This window comes from Cohnella silvisoli, assembly GCF_021190915.1.
Classification (GTDB): domain Bacteria; phylum Bacillota; class Bacilli; order Paenibacillales; family Paenibacillaceae; genus Cohnella; species Cohnella silvisoli.
In genome coordinates, this window is record NZ_JAIOAP010000006.1 from 183,262 (window position 1) to 198,884 (window position 15,623).

The window sequence follows — 15,623 nt, forward strand, 5'->3', positions numbered from 1 at the left end:
GTCAAACAAGTATGGCACATTGACGAAAGGATGACATACAACATGATTGCTAAAATAGGTTCAATCGCATCGCTGCTCCTGCTCCTTAATCCTATCCATCCTGTCCAAGCGGCAACGAATGCTCCTCCCGGTATCTACTTGGACGGGAAGAAACTTTCATTGACGACCGATCCTGTCGTCATCAACGGCAACACTCTCGTTCCAATGCGCTCCTTATTCGAAGCGCAGAGCGCTAAAATTTCGTGGGACAATGACACACAGACGGTTACGGCAAACAAAGGCAGCATTACTTTTACATACCGGATTGGAGAAACAGCGGCTTACAAAAATCAGGAGAGAATTCTCCTTACCCAGCCGGGCAAGGTTATCAATGGTTTCACGATGGTCCCTCTTCGTTTCATTAGCGAAACGTTAGGCGATCTGGTCAAATGGCACCCGTATTCCGGAGATATTGCCATTTCTTCCTCCACCGACTATGAGACCACGATTACCTATGGGGTTAACCTGCGTGCTTCACCAGACTCCTTAACCAAAACTCCGGTTTACCGAATGATGCCCAAAGGAGAAAAAATACACGTTCTTAGAGAAATCGACGCAGATTGGTTAGAGGTGCGGACACAGGACGGTATAATCGGGTTTACCTCGGCAAAGCCGCTCTATACGGACTACGCCAGCCAATCGATAGCCGAGCTTCAAGCGGACAAGTTGATTGCCTATGGCGAGCAATATCTGGGCACCCCTTACGAGTTCGGGGCGTCCCTCGACCAAACCTCAACCTTCGATTGCTCCTCATTCGTGCATCATGTCTTTAAAGAGGTATTGTCGATCGATCTTCCCCGTGTCTCTTATAACCAAGCCGAAAAAGGCAAAGAGGTCGGATTGGGCGATCTGCGCAAAGGTGATTTGCTTTTCTTCACAGCCCGCGGACTCGATATCGGACATGTCGGCATCTACGTTGGAGATAATCGGATTCTGCATACTTATTCGAAAGAAAAGGGCGTTCATTTCGAGGAATTTAACGACAAATGGAAGAAGCGGTTTGTAACGGCCAGGAGGATTATTTGAAAGTAATCCCCTGCCCTTGGACAGCATCGTAAGTGATGACTTTGGCCATCTCACCCGGTCCTACATGTTGTTTTTACATTTGGGTACATCTCTTTACAATAAAAAATCAGGATGCCGTATTGAAGGCACCCTGATCTTCGTATGTGCATACTTAATATCTGGCAACGACCATCTTTTTGCGGGTGTAAAACTCCACGCCGTCTTTACCGTTGGCGTGAAGATCGCCATAGAACGATTTTTTGTAGCCCGAGAACGGAAAGAAAGCCATCGGCGCCGGTACGCCTACGTTTACCCCGAGCATCCCGGCATCGATATTGTCGCGGAATCCCCGAATCGCGCTTGCGCTGTCCGTATAAATACAGCCGCCGTTCGCAAACTCGGATTGGTTCGCCACCTCGATTGCTTCGCTTAGCGAATCCACCCGGATAATCTGAAGAACAGGGGCAAAGATTTCGTCCTTCCAGATCGTCATTCCCGGTTTAGCATGATCGAATATCGTCGGGCCTAGGAAATAACCATCGCCTTGGGCCGCCTCATGGCTCCTGCCGTCCAAGACGAGTTTTGCTCCCTCTTCCTCGCCTTTTCCGATATATTGGATCGTTCGATTTTTATGGGAGTCCCTGATGACCGGTCCCAAGAACACATTCTCTTGGAGTCCGTTCCCAATGCTCAAGCCTTTCGCCATTTCCGTCAAACGTTGTACGAGAGTGTCTGCGACTTCGCCAACAGCGACTACGACGGAGCAAGCCATGCAGCGTTCGCCTGCAGATCCGAATGCCGCATTAGTAATTTCCTTAACCGTAAGCTCTAAATTGGCATCCGGCATCACGATCGAATGATTTTTGGCTCCGCCCAGCGCCTGAACCCGTTTGCCGTAAGCGGCAGCCGTTTTGTAAACATATTCCGCAACCGGTTGGGAGCCTACAAACGAAATCGCATTGACGCCGGGATGCTCGAGCAAACCGTTCACGACGTCATGAGCGCCGTGCACGATGTTGAACACGCCAGCAGGCAATCCCGCTTCAGATAGCAGCTCCGCGAGCCTGTTCGCAAGCAGCGGCGTTCTTTCCGAAGGCTTTAATACAAACGTATTGCCGCAGGCAATCGCAAGCGGGAACATCCAGCAAGGCACCATCATCGGGAAGTTGAATGGCGTAATTCCGCCCACGACTCCAATCGGATACCGATACATGCCCGATTCCAAACCCGTTGCAATATCCGGCAGCACGCTGCCCATCATCAAAGTCGGCGCCCCGGCCGCGAACTCCACGCATTCAATGCCGCGAAGAACTTCCCCGTATGCTTCCCCGTAGCTTTTGCCGTTCTCCAAAGTAACAAGCTCGGCCAGCTCTTTCCAGTTGTCGACAAGCAATTGCTGATATTTAAACAGAATGCGCGCCCGCTTAGGAACCGCTACGTTCTTCCAATCCTTAAAGGCTTCCGCCGCAACCGTTACCGCACGGTCCAAATCTTCCTTAGAGGACAATGGAACTTTGGCGATCCATTGACCCGTAGCCGGATTGGGAACGTTGTCCGTCTTGCCGGATGTTGCCTCGATCCACTGTCCGCCGATATAGTTTTTCACTAATTGTATCGTCATACCCGATTCCCCCTTAATTCTCGTTCCGATCGATAACCGCTTGGATTTGTTCAACCGTCGGCATAGCATCCGAACAACTGTGGCTGGCTACGACGATCGATGCCGCAGCGCTGCCGAATTTCTGACAGCGGTCAACGCTCCAGCCTTGGAATAAGCCATATATGAATGCTCCGGCAAAAGAATCCCCCGCCCCGAACGTTTTGACGACTTGGGTTGGATAAGTACCGGAGCGGAACGTCTTGCCGTCGTTCGTAAAAGAGATAGAGCCATTCGAGCCGTGCTTCACCATAACAAGTTTTGCTTTGCAGCGCAGCCATGTTTCAGCCGTGTACCAATCGTCATGCTTAAGCTCACCGAACGGCGCTTCCATCAGATCGAACTCTTCCCTGCCGGCGATGATGACATCGCTTTTCTCCGCCACCATGCGGCAATAGATGCCCGTTTCCTCCGGAGAATTCCAAGAATAAGGACGATAATCCACATCGAAAAAAACAAGGACATCATGCTTGATCGCATATTCCAAAGCCATGAACACAGCTTCTCGGGACGGACTCTTGGAAAGCGCCGTTCCGGAAATCAAAATGGCTTTCGACTGCCGGATATACTCTTCCTTGACGTCTTTCGGCTCCAGCTTCAAATCGGCAACATTGTCGCGGTACATAAGGATGCTGCAATCTTCAGGCGACTTGATTTCGGTAAAAGAGAGACCGGTTACGGCGCCGGTTCGATCGACGACGATGTTCCCGGTATCGATTCCTTCTTTGACTAAATAACCCGTAATATAATTGCCGAGCTGATCATGGGCTACTTTGCCGATAAACCCCGTTCTTAAACCGAGCCTGGCAGCGGCCACAGCTATATTCGCAGGCGATCCGCCCAAGTATTTAGTAAACGTCAGCGTTTCCTCCATAGGACGGTTGATCTCATTAGCGTTCATATCGATGCACAAGCGTCCGATGGCAATAAGATCAAGAGGACGGTCTTGCGGGAATGGGATCGTGTTCATTCATGAAACTCCTCTCTGACAGGCGGTTTAATCAACCAATCGTGCGCAGGATCATTGCGGAATTTCCAAACCCGTTCCGGTCCGGCCATTACATTCAAATAGTAGAGATCATAACCCGGGACCGCCGACACGGGATGATAACCTTTCGGAACCAGCACGGCATCGCCATTAACGACTGACATCGTTTCATCCAACGATCTATCGTCCGTATACACTCTTTGAATGGCAAATCCGTGATCCGGATTCACCCGGTGATAATAGATTTCTTCCAGATAGGATTCATAAGGTAAATTGTCTTGATCGTGCTTGTGCGGAGGAAAGCTGGACCAATGCCCGTTCGGGGTGAACACTTCCACGACTAGCAAACTTCCAGCCTCTTGCTGTTCCGGTAAAATAGAATGAACCCGCCGAGTCATATTGCCATATCCGCGAATTTCTACCTGAACTTCTTCGGGCCTGATTAATCTCGCAGGATAAGTAACGGATTGATTACCGATAGCGCTGGAAACCGCTATTTCAAGATCAGTCAAAGCATGGATCTCAAAATAATCGTTCATTGGAACATATACGGAGTATGGAGGCATTTCCTCGAATAGGCTCATCCGCCGCCCGATATTGGCGTATCGAAGTTCGTTAGTCCTAACATCGGCCCGACCTTGGAGCAATGTAACGCACAACTCCATATTGCCCGCGTTCTTGCGGATCGATTGCCCGGCCTTTAAACGATAGACATCCAAGCCGATGTATTTCCATGCTGCCGACTCTGGAGTAATGGAAAGTACTTTTCCTTCCGTGTCCGGTTGTTGACTAGGCACGATTAATTTCGACATCTCTGCATCCCTGCCCCTTTCCGGAACTCACTTCACTGCTTCAAGCTTATGTTGAAAATTCCTGTACGCTTCGTTAACCTTCGCGCTCTCGGAAACCTCCGCAACATCGACTCTCCACCACGACTCGTACCCGGACGAATTGGTTCCCGGCACAACCTTAACGTGAATGAGCGTCGTCGTAACTTCGTTCCTCGCAGCTTCCAAAGCTTGCTTCAGTTGTTCGATCGTTTGCGCCGTATAAGCTTTCGCCCCTAGACTCCGGGCATTGGCGGCAAAATCGAAATCCATGTAGCTGCCGGATAATCCGCCTTGTTCGGGCGAGAAATACCGGAATTCATTACCGAATCCGTCGCTGCCATTTTCCCTTTGCAGGTTGTGGATGCATTGAAAGCCATGATTGTCGAGGAGCAGAACCGTGATCTTCCGTCCTTCCTGCAGGCTGGTCACCAATTCAGAATGCAACATCAGATAGCTGCCGTCACCGACCATGGCGTAAACTTCGCGATGAGGATCGGCCAGCTTGACGCCGAACGCCCCGGCAACCTCGTAACCCATGCAAGAAAAACCGTATTCCATATGATAGGTATTCGGACGCGTCGTTCGCCAAAGCCGGTGAAGATCCCCAGGCATACTGCCTGCCGCACCGATAATGACATCTTCGGGCTGCAAAAATGCGTTGATTTCCCCGAGTACCCGAGTTTGCGCCAAACCGTCTTCTCGCTCCATCGAATAGAGTCGATCGGCTTCTCTTACCCAGTCCGATTTTGCATGGGCTAGCTGATCGGAATCATAGCCCGAAGCATACCCCATCGATTGCAAATCGATGGTCAATTGGCGTAAAGCCAATTTAGCGTCGGCTTGAACGGATACCTGACTCATCTTGGCAGCATCCAGCCCATTCATGTTTAACTGAAGAAATTCCACCTCGGGATGCTGAAACAGGCTCTTGGATGCGGTAGTAAAATCGCTCATCCGCGTCCCGACGCAAATGACAAGGTCTGCGTCCTTGGCTAAACGGTTTGCCGCCAACGTTCCAGTCGTACCTATAGCTCCCATGTTGAGCGGGTGATCCCACGCCAGCGCGCTTTTTCCGGCCTGCGTTTCACCGACGGGAATGCGGAAAGCCTCCGCAAACTCACGCAGTTGTTCTATCGCCAACGAGTAATGCACGCCGCCGCCGGCAATAATGATCGGGTTCTTCTTTCTTGCGATCAACTCCACGGAACGTTTGCGGGATGACTCCGCCATCGGTCTTCTGTCCATATAATGAACCCGTTTATCGAAGAACGAAACCGGATAATCATAAGCTTCGCATTGAACATCCTGAGGCAGGGAAAGCGTTACGGCTCCAGTGTCCGCTGGGTCCGTTAGCACTCTCATCGCGTGAAGCAAAGAGGTCATGAGCTGCTCCGGCCTCGCAATGCGATCCCAAAATCTGCTCACCGGCTTGAAGGCATCGTTGGCCGAAATCGTATAATCGGACGGGTTCTCCACCTGTTGAAGAACGGGATCCGGTTGTCTTGTAGAGAATATATCGCCTGGAAGGAACAGAACCGGTATTCTGTTCACGGTTGCCGTGGCGGCAGCCGTCACCATATTCAATGCGCCTGGACCGATGGAAGAAGTGCAGGCGAATATGCCGAGCCTATTGTTCTGCTTGGCGAAAGCCATGGCCGCGTGCGCCATTCCTTGCTCGTTTTTCCCTTGGATGAATTTCAAGTTCCCCGGCGCGCGTTCCAGCGCTTCGCCGATTCCCGTTACATTGCCATGTCCGAAAATACCCATGACGCCGTGAATGAACTTCATTTCCCGATTATCGATTTCAATATATTGTTGGTCCAGAAAGCGAATCAAAGCCTGTGCCATCGTTAAACGTATCGTCGTCGTCATTTCCCATCCCCCGTTCGCTTTCAAATTACAACCCCAGCTTTTCCGCCATCTTCACCAGATTCGTCAAGCTGATATCCAAACTGTCAAAAGGGCTACCCGCACATTCATCCTGTTCGACGGCATACCATTCGACTCCGTTATTCTCGCCCCACTGCAGAATTGGTTCGAAATCGATCAAACCCGTCCCGATTTCGGCGTAAAATTTTCTCCCGTCGGCCGTCATGTCCTTCAAATGCAGGATCGGAATTCGGCCCGGAAATTTCTGAATATATTCCAAAGGATCTCGCCCTGCATATTTCACCCAATAGGTATCCACTTCCGGATAAAGAAACTGATTTCCCACAGGTGTCATCAAATAATCAAGCGCGATCTTATCTTCAACCATCGTGTGAAACTCGAAGTCATGGTTGTGGTAACCGACTCTGTAGCCAAAAGGATTAACTTTGGCAGCCGTAGCAAGAAGCTCCTTCTTCGCTTGAATATAGCCATCGACATGCTGCATATCGTCTTCAAGGTAATGACAGAAGAAATCCTTCGTTCCGAATGCCCTGCCTTCTTCCAATACGGCTTCCAGTTCGTTGTTCATGCGGTCCAAGCCTACATGCATGCCCGCTGCTCGAAGTCCCGTTTCTTTGAGTACTGCGCTAATTTCGTTTGGACGAAGACCAAACAAACCATCGATCTGAACGGCTTCCCACCCCATCCTCTTCAACCTTCGCAGCGTGCCCGGAAAATCCTTCGTCAATTCATCGCGAAGCGTATAGAGTTGAGCGGCAAATTTATGTCTCAAGATTATTCATCCCCTATCGTATTTAAGTGATTTGATTCCCGAGCAGCGAAGCTGCCCTCTCATCCAGAAACAATTCGACTTGGCCATGCCGCTGGAGCAGACTCGAAGGTACTTGGTCATTCGATTCTCCCAATACGGTTGCCTTCACGATTTCGGCTTTCTTGTCGCCGTCGGCCAGAAGCAGCACGTCTATCGTCTCCATAATGTGTTTCATGCCTAAAGTAATCCCGTGGTTCAAATTCTTTTGCTCGGAGAAGTACTTTACCGAAACCGCCCGGGTAACCTCATCCAGCTCTACGACATGGGAATAGGCATCCATCCGGCTGCCGGGCTCGTTAAATCCAAGATGTCCGTTCAAACCCACGCCAAGAGCGATCAGATCGATAGGACCGTGCTCTTTAATGAAAAAATCCATTTTATCGCACTCACCCATCAAGTCTTGGCTCAGGCCATCATAGAAATGAATCTGATTTTCGCTAATGTTCAGAGGTTCGAAGAAGTGCAAATCCAACGTCATTCTGCAGCTGCCTTCATCTTCGCCGCCTAAACCGACCCATTCGTCCAAACTAATGAACCGGCACTGCGCGAATGAGACCCGGTTCTGCTTGGAGGCTTCAATTAAATAACGGAATGTCCCTAGCGGAGTCGATCCTCCTGGAAGCGATATGAGCGCATTCGGCTTCCGGTTTACGGTGTTGATAATATGTTCCGCAGCCATCCTGGACATATCCTCGTAGTTACGTGCAATGTTTATTTTCATGAATTAAATCTTCCTTTCCTATTAATTAATGACATCCTGAACGTTCTCGAAGGAATACGCGATGATTCCCAGAACACCGGAATTTTCTCCGACTTGGGTCGGCTCGATCAGCGTTCTAATCGGAGTTATTCGCTCCACTATTTGGCGCACCTCAGGCAATAAACCTTCCATGTACGATCCTAATTGTCCGCCAATGATGACCTTTTCGGGGTTAAGCAGGCTTACCATATTGGCTATTCCCAGAGACAGATGGTTAACGAAGCGCTGAACCACTCTTACCGCTTGAATTTCGCCTCTTTTGTATTGATCGAACAAATCCTCAACGGACGACGCGTAATGTGACAGGGCATCGACCGATACCTTCTTATCGAAAGTTCCGAAGCTGCCTAAAGTATTCACGTTCTGGTACAGAAGGTCCTCTTCAAACGCAAAATATCCGAGCTCTCCTGCCATAAAATCTTTCCCTTGAACCAATTTGCCGTTGGCTATAATCGCGCTCCCGATACCGGCCCTTATCGAGATATAAATAAAATCGTCGATATTCTGTCCTGCGCCAAGCCAGCGCTCCCCGAGGGCGGCGCAGTTGACATCGTTATTCACATAAATCGGCTTATCCAGAAGCTTGCGGAATTGCCCGGCCAAATGAACGTTTTTCCACTCCAATTCCGGAGCATCCACGACTATGCCATCCACGCTGTTCGTCAATCCCGGCACGCAAAACCCGACCGTAATGACTTTATCCAGCGAAATATTCGCTTTTTGAACCGTCTCCAGGAGGTGATCGCGGATCCTTTCCAATGTCGGTTTCTCTTTGTACTTGACTTGGGTAACGATTGTCCCGTCCAGATCGGAAACGCAAATAAGATATCCTTTATCCGCCAATTCAATTCCTATGCCATAAGCGGAACTCGGGTTGAAGCGCAATTGAATCGCCCTTCTGCCGCCTTCCTTGGTTGAGGAACCCAAGCCTGTTTCCGATACGAATTTCTTAGCGATCAGTTCGTCGACGATCAAAGAAACCGTTGACCTGCTCATTCCGATTTTCTGAGCGATCGAAGCTCTGCTGATAGGCTGATCCGTGCGGATCGTATCTAGTACCAAGTCACGGTTGATTTTTTTTATTAAGTCAAGATTTGCTGATTTCATAGTCATTCATGCCCCTTCAACGAACTGAAATAGATAATGTTAGTTTGTTATGAATCCGAACAAAATTATCTATTTTCAGTATTACACAAATAAATATTCCGTCAATCGTCCTTTTCAGGCTTGCCTATTTAACCGCTCCCGCCGTCAAACCTTCTATAAGGTAGCGCTGGAAGAAAAGGATAATCAGAATCGGAGGGATAATTCCAATAAATCCGGCGGCGGCAAGCAATCCGTAATCGACCGTAAATCTACCTAAAAATTCATTGATGGCCACCGGCATCGTCTTTGCATGCTGGCTCGATGTCAGGACAAGAGGCGTGAGGAAATCATTCCACGAGTTCATGAACGCGAATACACCCGTAGCGAACAGTCCCGGAGTGCTGATCGGCATAATAATTCGGAACAAAGCCCCGAACCGTCCCAAACCGTCAATGAACGCCGCCTCCTCCAAATCCTTCGGAATGGAGTAAAAGAAACTTCGCATGATCCATATGATAAAAGGCAGGTTAAACGCCATTTGCGCCAGCATAATGGAGGTCTTCGTGTCCAGAAAACCCATTTGGCGAAAAATCACGTAGATAGGTATGAGAATGGCGATACCGGGAATCATCTGGGTTATTAACACTAGCAGCATGAAGCTGTCCCGAAAACGGAAATTCAGCCTTGCGAATGCATAAGCGCCTAACGCGCCGAACAACAAACAGAAAAAGGTAGTCACAGCCGCCACGGTCAAGCTGTTGAACATGGATGACACGAAGCCGGACAAAGCAGATTGTCCCATAATCGCTTTTTCAAAATTTGCAAAGGTAATGTGCCTAGGAAAAAAACGGTTCGCGCCGCTAATAATGTCTTGATTGGTAGAGAAGCTTGTCGTCAGAGTGGAGAGAAAGGGAGCTAAAGTAAAAGCCATAAGTATGGCTAATCCAATATACATCAACAGCTTTTTCAAAAGATTCGTCCCCTTTCTCTTAGGATATGTTATGAACCTTCATTAATTTGATGTAAATGAACACAAGCACGAGAATAAGCAAAGTCACGATGTAGCTTCCTGCAGCGCTGCCGCCGAAATTAGCGAACGTAAAACCTTGTTTATATAAATACAGGCCGACAATTTCCGTTTTGTTTGCCGGACCTCCTTTTGTCATAGCGAAAATAAGATCGAAAGACCGGAACGCATCGATTGTCCGCAAAATAAGCAGAACAAGCGTCGTCGCTTGCAAATAAGGCATTGTGATATGCCAAAATGCTTTGCGTTTCGTTGCCCCGTCGACGGATGCCGCCTCGAACAAATCCTGCGGAATGGTTTGCAGAGCCGCGAGATACAACAAGGCTACGAAAGGAAACGATCTCCAGATTTCAGAAATGAACAGCATGACCAGCGACCAATTTGCGTCGGATAACCATACGATATTATGTTGAATGATTCCGGCTTTCATTAACAACGCATTAAGCGAACCGTAATTGGGATGAAGAATAAGCTTCCAAATCATGCCGACGATGACAAGAGGGATCGCCCATGGAATGAGGAGCAAAGTACGAAACAACCCGCGCGCGCGAATTTTGTTGTTCAACAATAACGCCGCGAATAACCCGACAAGCAAACTGCCAATTACCGTAACGAAGGCAAAATTAAAAGTTATCTTTAAGCTGTTCCAAAACACGGGATCGCTCAGATTGTCCATGAAGTTTCTGAATCCGACGAATTTAGTACCTATGGCGGGATTCGTGATATTCAAGTCTACAAAGCTTAAATAGATGGAATAGAGAAGCGGATAAAGCAAAAGCCCCACGATAAGAAGCAAAGTCGGCGCCAATAAAATAAGAGCAAACCGGCCTTCCGACATGATCTTCGTGTTATGGTTCACTGTAGTTCCCCCCAATCAAAAACCTATCTCCAACGCTTCTTTTCGTCGGACGATAAGGGCGGGCTGCGAGCGAGACGTCGTCTTGACATCCCGCCCGTAGCTCCCTCCATTCCGGTTCAAAGACGGCTTCAGGTTTTCACGAATTATTTGTTGTATTTCTCGATGATTTTCTGTGTCTCTTGATCGGCTTCCTGAAGGGCTTCTTTCGGTGTTTTGGATTTAAGCAGAACCATTTGGATTCGATCTTGCATCATAGCGGACCATTCTTGGTACCACGGCAATTGCGGTCTTGCCAGAGCCGTATCCGCTTGCTTCATGGCTATCTCAAAACCAGGCAGGTTTTTTTGAATTTCCGGATCTTCGGAAACGCTTTTCCATGCGGTGAATTTATCTGTACCGCCAGTTTTCAATATCATGTCTTTTTGACCTTCAGGCCCATTGAGGAATTGAATGAAGTCCCATGCCGCTTCCGGATTTTTGGAGCCTTTGGAAATCGCTTGAACGAACGAGCCTATGGTCGACGCCGAGCTGGCTTTGCTCGGGAACAGCGACAAATCCGTCATGTTGGCCACTTGGGAATTTTCCGGTTTATTCAGATCCACCAACGGAATTCCCCATTGGAATTGGAAAGCCGTTTGCCCTGCCGCAAATGCGGAATTCACTTCGCTCTCCGCAAATTGGATAGATGCCGGATCGACGATTTTGTATTTGTAAATCATGTCATACATAAGCTGTAAAGCTTCCAAGCCCTTCTCGGTATTGAAGTTCGGCTTTCCGTTCTCGAAAGGCTCAGCCCCCATGGTTCCCATGATAGCGACAAAATCGCATATGACGGCCTCCATTCTGCCCCAACTCCAAGCGGAAGCGTATTGCACACTGCCTTCCTGCTGCAATTTCTGGCTGTCCTGAATGAACTCGTCCCACGTTTGAGGCGGATGATCCACGCCGATTTTTTTCAACAAATCCTTATTGTATCCGAACGTTTTCCAAGCTGTGTACCATGGTAGACCATACGTTTTTCCTTTGTATTGAATGAACCGATTGGCGTAATCCATCAAATCGCCTTTGAGTTGTTCAGTCATATATTGATCAACCGGTACGATCCATTCCGCGTCCGCGAATTTAGCCAAATAAATATCGTCGATGCCGATGATGTCGTAGGTATGGGCTCCCGACACGGCATCATTCGTTAATTTGGTGATGATATCATTCCATGCAACGACTTCGATATTTACTTTTACGCCGGTTTTTTCTTCGAATGCTTTAGATCTTGCGTTATAGTAGTCTTCCATGCCCGGAGGCGTAATCGCGGTGAGGGTAATTCCTTTATTAGGCTTTGCAGGATCCTTTTCGCCGCTGCCGTTGGAGTTTCCGTTGGAGCCGCAAGCTGCGAGAAACAAAACCATGCACATCAGCACGACAAGACTTTTCGTTTTCTTGTTCATTTGTACGTTTCCCCTTTTCATTCAGATTGTTAAATTAATCATTCAATAACTAACAGAAACCAATTACCGACTCGAAAGGATGATCACCTCCCTTTATTGATAGGTTAAGAAGCGGACTTGGCTCATTTCCAAAAAAACGTGCTTTCCAAGTTAACTACTCTGCCTGTCCGTGCGGATTCGTGTGCCGCATTCATGATTTCGAGAACGTGAACCGCTTGTTCCCCCGTCATCTCCGGTTCTTTGCCCATTGCCAGACATTCCGCTACATAGGATGCGCCCGAGAACCAGTCATACCCCTTCTGATCCCGGCAAACGGTTTTCCATTGTCCGGTCATGCCTTCGCATACCCGAACTCCCTTGGGATCCCAGTCGTATCCTTCCATCGCTACGGCACCGTTGGTACCGATAATTTGGATCGTAACATCCTCCAATTGTTTTCCGTAGACGTAACCTGTCTGAATGACGGACAGAACGCTATTGCCATGATCCATAACGACAACTGCGTTGTCATCCGATTCCACTTCGATATTCCCAATGTCGATCGTTCTTTCGGGAAGCGCCGTCCCTATGAACGCCGTAACGCGTTGAACCGGACCCAGTATGGCCGCAAGCGTGGTGATGTTGTATACGCCAAGATCGTATAAAGCTCCGCCGCCTTTCTTATAAAACCATGGACTCCAGGAAGGTCCTTCCGACCCATAAATCCCGTGAGCGGCGAACACTTTGCCAATGCTTCCGGATGCAACGATTTCTTTCATCGTCTTGAATGCCGGAGAAGTCGGGGAATTCGGCGCTGCCCACATGCCTAAACCCTTTTGCTTGGCCAAAGAAATGAGCTCATAGGCTTCTTTCAAATCGGTGGCCATCGGTTTTTCGCACCATACGTGTTTCCCCGCCTCCAATGCCATACGGTTGATCGGTGCATGAAACTTCATCGAGGTAAGGTTAACCAGCAAATCGAATTGCCCGTCGGCCATCAGTTGACTAATGTCGGAGTATGTTCTATCGATGCCGAACGTTTCCGCCTGCCGCTTTACTTGTTCTTTGCTTGCATCGCATAAGGATGTTACTTCCACGAAAGGATTCGCCAATAAGTCCGGCAAATATTTATCCGATACCGATCCGCAGCCTACGACCGCGACTCTCGTTTTACTCATTTCGCATCACGCTCCCAACTCTTGAAACGCTTCCTGACATGTCGAATACCGGCACCACGTTCGTTTGCTTTTAGTCCAAACAATCTATTTACTCCTTATCGAAGATAGAATCATTTGTCTTCAAATCCAGCCACGCAAGCTCAGTTGGACTCAAGGCGATTTCTGCCCCCGCAAAACTCGATTTCATTTCCTCGACCTTCTCCGGGCCGATGAGAGCAAAGGTCGGAAACCTCTGATGGAGCACATATGCCAAAGCGATTTGAATCGGAGTCACATCTTTCTTACCCGCTAATTGTCTAGCCCGTTTCAGCCGCTCCCAGTTCTCGTCGCTATAGTAAACACGCACCATATCCTCGTTGTCCCGATTATCCGGAGAGAACCTACCCGAGAAAAAACCGCCTGCCTGGGATGACCACGCCAACAACGGAATCTGATTGTTCTCATGCCACCGGCAAAAGCTTTCATCCGCCGAAACGCATCCGGGCCAATGAGGCTCCAACGGCTTAGCCAAGCTGAAGTTCGGACTTGTAAAAGCAAACCCTTTAAGGTTGTTGTCCGCGGCGTATTGATTAGCTTCCATTACACGACTTAGCGTCCAATTGGATGCGCCGATCGTTCTGACATGTCCATCGCGAAGTGCTTGATTCAGGGTTTCTATGACTTCCCCGACCGGAACGGTCACATCATCTCTATGAAGCGCATACATATCCACGTATTTAATGCGAAGCCTATCAAGGCTATCCATGAGATCCTCTTTAATGTACTTAGCGCTTACCCTCGGTCCGGGATTCCCATCGTCAGGATGAGCGCCCTTCGTCAAGATAACGACCCGGTCCCGAATATTCCGCTTTTCCAGCCAGCGGCCAAGCGCTTCCTCACTGCCTTCATATTGATGAGCGGAATCGAACGTATTACCACCCAACTCGAAATAAGCATCGGATAATCGGGTTACATGATCCATGTGATCTGGATGGTAAGCGTCTCCGCCCGTACCCATAACCAATTGCGTCGATGCCAGCTGCACGCCTGGAATCTGAATTCTCTTCATAAAACTCCTCCGTCCTCTTGATGTTCCTATTACGCGTTAAGCTTGTTTATTAGAAATGCGGCAGCGCCATAAGCACCGGCATTTTCACCTAAGGTAGAACATTCGATGCACACGGGTACGGGAGACATCTTCTCGACCTGGTCCCGCAAATGATCGAGCACATCGGACAGCGATTCCGCAACCCCTCCACCGAGAATGACCTTCTGCGGATTTAATAAGCTCGAGAGATTGGCGATTGTTATCGATAAAGTCTTGAGATATTTAGCGAAGATGTCGAAGCCTTCTCCTTTGTTCTCTTTATATTGCTCGAATATCGCTTCCGGTTGAATACGATGGCCTGACAGCGCTCTTCCTGATATTTTCTCTTCGAGAGCCCCGAAATTTTTGAACGTTACCTTCATATTGTCCTGCCAATCTTCTTCGGACAGCAAATATCCGATTTCTCCAGCCATGAACCGGTTGCCGCGTAGAAGCTTCCCCCCGGTTACGATAGCCGCGCCAACGCCCGTTCCAATGGCTATAAATACGAAATCGTCAACGGATTTGGCAGTTCCAAGCCACCTTTCTCCAAGCGCCGCGCAATTCACGTCATTCTCAACCGTAACCGGTTTCTTCAATAAAGCTTGCATTTGTTCCACGAAGTTCAGATTATGCCATTGTAAAGCCGGAGCTTCTATGACAATCCCTTGCTCAATATCCGTTACGGCAGGAACACCGAACCCGTATCCCGCGATTTTTTCTTTATTTATTTTGGAATCGGCAACGCATTGATTGACGATCTGGGCAATACTATTCAAATCGCTTGAAGTTCTTGTTTTGTGCCTAGAGACAACAAGTCCATTGCGGTCGACAATTTGGACAATCACTTTGGTTCCGCCTATGTCGACGCCAACATAAAGGACATCGGAATCGTTATGGTTTAGATCGGTCAATGATGTACCTCCATACTCTTTCTGTTAGTTTGTTCTGAGAATGAACTAACTAAATTGTATGATAAATCATTTTGGTTCCGTCGTCAAGA

14 protein-coding genes are annotated in these 15,623 nt (G+C 48.6%); 1 reads left to right on the forward strand and 13 read right to left on the reverse strand.

All coding sequences use genetic code 11. The features are described from left to right. Nucleotides 1-42 precede the first annotated feature (42 nt). A complete protein-coding gene (locus K7P76_RS13620; protein WP_232185847.1) occupies nt 43-1,065 on the forward strand; it encodes a stalk domain-containing protein in 1,023 nt (340 codons plus the stop codon). Nucleotides 1,066-1,216: 151 nt separating this feature from the next. Here K7P76_RS13620 and K7P76_RS13625 read toward each other — a convergent pair whose 3' ends face one another. The 13 genes from K7P76_RS13625 to K7P76_RS13685 form a co-directional block, all read right to left on the reverse strand. After that, complete coding sequence (locus K7P76_RS13625) at nt 1,217-2,665, reverse strand: CoA-acylating methylmalonate-semialdehyde dehydrogenase (RefSeq protein WP_232185848.1); 1,449 nt, start codon at nt 2,663-2,665, stop codon at nt 1,217-1,219. A 13-nt stretch (nt 2,666-2,678) separates the two neighbouring features. After that, on the reverse strand, nt 2,679-3,671 hold the full coding sequence (iolC, locus tag K7P76_RS13630) for a 5-dehydro-2-deoxygluconokinase (RefSeq protein ID WP_232185849.1): 993 nt from the start codon (nt 3,669-3,671) through the stop codon (nt 2,679-2,681). Then, nucleotides 3,668-4,501 carry a 5-deoxy-glucuronate isomerase gene (gene iolB / locus K7P76_RS13635; RefSeq protein ID WP_232185850.1) on the reverse strand — a complete coding sequence of 278 codons (834 nt, stop codon included), beginning with the start codon at nt 4,499-4,501 and terminating at the stop codon, nt 3,668-3,670. Before iolB ends, iolC begins: the two co-directional genes overlap by 4 nt. Nucleotides 4,502-4,528: 27 nt before the next feature. Further along, nucleotides 4,529-6,391 (reverse strand): 3D-(3,5/4)-trihydroxycyclohexane-1,2-dione acylhydrolase (decyclizing), encoded by a 1,863-nt coding sequence (gene iolD / locus K7P76_RS13640; RefSeq protein WP_232185851.1) that lies wholly within the window; start codon nt 6,389-6,391, stop codon nt 4,529-4,531. 25 nt (nt 6,392-6,416) lie between these two features. Beyond that, nucleotides 6,417-7,181: a sugar phosphate isomerase/epimerase family protein gene (locus tag K7P76_RS13645; protein ID WP_232185852.1), complete on the reverse strand. Its 765-nt coding sequence runs from the start codon at nt 7,179-7,181 to the stop codon at nt 6,417-6,419. A gap of 22 nt (nt 7,182-7,203) precedes the next feature. Further along, nucleotides 7,204-7,941 carry a glucosamine-6-phosphate deaminase gene (locus K7P76_RS13650; RefSeq protein ID WP_232185853.1) on the reverse strand — a complete coding sequence of 246 codons (738 nt, stop codon included), beginning with the start codon at nt 7,939-7,941 and terminating at the stop codon, nt 7,204-7,206. 21 nt (nt 7,942-7,962) lie between these two features. Further along, on the reverse strand, nt 7,963-9,087 hold the full coding sequence (locus tag K7P76_RS13655; protein WP_232185854.1) for an ROK family transcriptional regulator: 1,125 nt from the start codon (nt 9,085-9,087) through the stop codon (nt 7,963-7,965). A gap of 124 nt (nt 9,088-9,211) precedes the next feature. Next, complete coding sequence (locus K7P76_RS13660) at nt 9,212-10,036, reverse strand: carbohydrate ABC transporter permease (protein WP_232185855.1); 825 nt, start codon at nt 10,034-10,036, stop codon at nt 9,212-9,214. 19 nt (nt 10,037-10,055) lie between these two features. Then, the gene (locus K7P76_RS13665) at nt 10,056-10,952 is read right to left on the reverse strand and encodes a carbohydrate ABC transporter permease (protein ID WP_232185856.1); all 897 of its coding nucleotides are present in this window, start codon (nt 10,950-10,952) and stop codon (nt 10,056-10,058) included. A 143-nt stretch (nt 10,953-11,095) separates the two neighbouring features. Then, nucleotides 11,096-12,397: an extracellular solute-binding protein gene (locus tag K7P76_RS13670; RefSeq protein ID WP_232185857.1), complete on the reverse strand. Its 1,302-nt coding sequence runs from the start codon at nt 12,395-12,397 to the stop codon at nt 11,096-11,098. A 122-nt stretch (nt 12,398-12,519) separates the two neighbouring features. Beyond that, nucleotides 12,520-13,554, reverse strand: a complete 1,035-nt coding sequence (locus K7P76_RS13675) for a Gfo/Idh/MocA family protein (RefSeq protein ID WP_232185858.1) — start codon at nt 13,552-13,554, stop codon at nt 12,520-12,522. Between the two features lie 88 nt (nt 13,555-13,642). After that, on the reverse strand, nt 13,643-14,602 hold the full coding sequence (locus tag K7P76_RS13680; RefSeq protein WP_232185859.1) for an aldo/keto reductase: 960 nt from the start codon (nt 14,600-14,602) through the stop codon (nt 13,643-13,645). Nucleotides 14,603-14,631: 29 nt separating this feature from the next. Then, complete coding sequence (locus K7P76_RS13685) at nt 14,632-15,534, reverse strand: ROK family protein (RefSeq protein ID WP_232185860.1); 903 nt, start codon at nt 15,532-15,534, stop codon at nt 14,632-14,634. Nucleotides 15,535-15,623: the final 89 nt, after the last annotated feature.

Coding starts and splice junctions, on each gene's coding strand:
- K7P76_RS13650 (WP_232185853.1), bottom strand. CDS start 7,941: ATGAAAATAAACATTGCACGTAACTACGAGGATATGTCCAGGATGGCT.
- K7P76_RS13620 (WP_232185847.1), top strand. CDS start 43: ATGATTGCTAAAATAGGTTCAATCGCATCGCTGCTCCTGCTCCTTAAT.
- K7P76_RS13670 (WP_232185857.1), bottom strand. CDS start 12,397: ATGAACAAGAAAACGAAAAGTCTTGTCGTGCTGATGTGCATGGTTTTG.
- K7P76_RS13655 (WP_232185854.1), bottom strand. CDS start 9,087: ATGAAATCAGCAAATCTTGACTTAATAAAAAAAATCAACCGTGACTTG.
- K7P76_RS13625 (WP_232185848.1), bottom strand. CDS start 2,665: ATGACGATACAATTAGTGAAAAACTATATCGGCGGACAGTGGATCGAG.
- K7P76_RS13680 (WP_232185859.1), bottom strand. CDS start 14,602: ATGAAGAGAATTCAGATTCCAGGCGTGCAGCTGGCATCGACGCAATTG.
- iolC (WP_232185849.1), bottom strand. CDS start 3,671: ATGAACACGATCCCATTCCCGCAAGACCGTCCTCTTGATCTTATTGCC.
- iolB (WP_232185850.1), bottom strand. CDS start 4,501: ATGTCGAAATTAATCGTGCCTAGTCAACAACCGGACACGGAAGGAAAA.
- iolD (WP_232185851.1), bottom strand. CDS start 6,391: ATGACGACGACGATACGTTTAACGATGGCACAGGCTTTGATTCGCTTT.
- K7P76_RS13675 (WP_232185858.1), bottom strand. CDS start 13,554: ATGAGTAAAACGAGAGTCGCGGTCGTAGGCTGCGGATCGGTATCGGAT.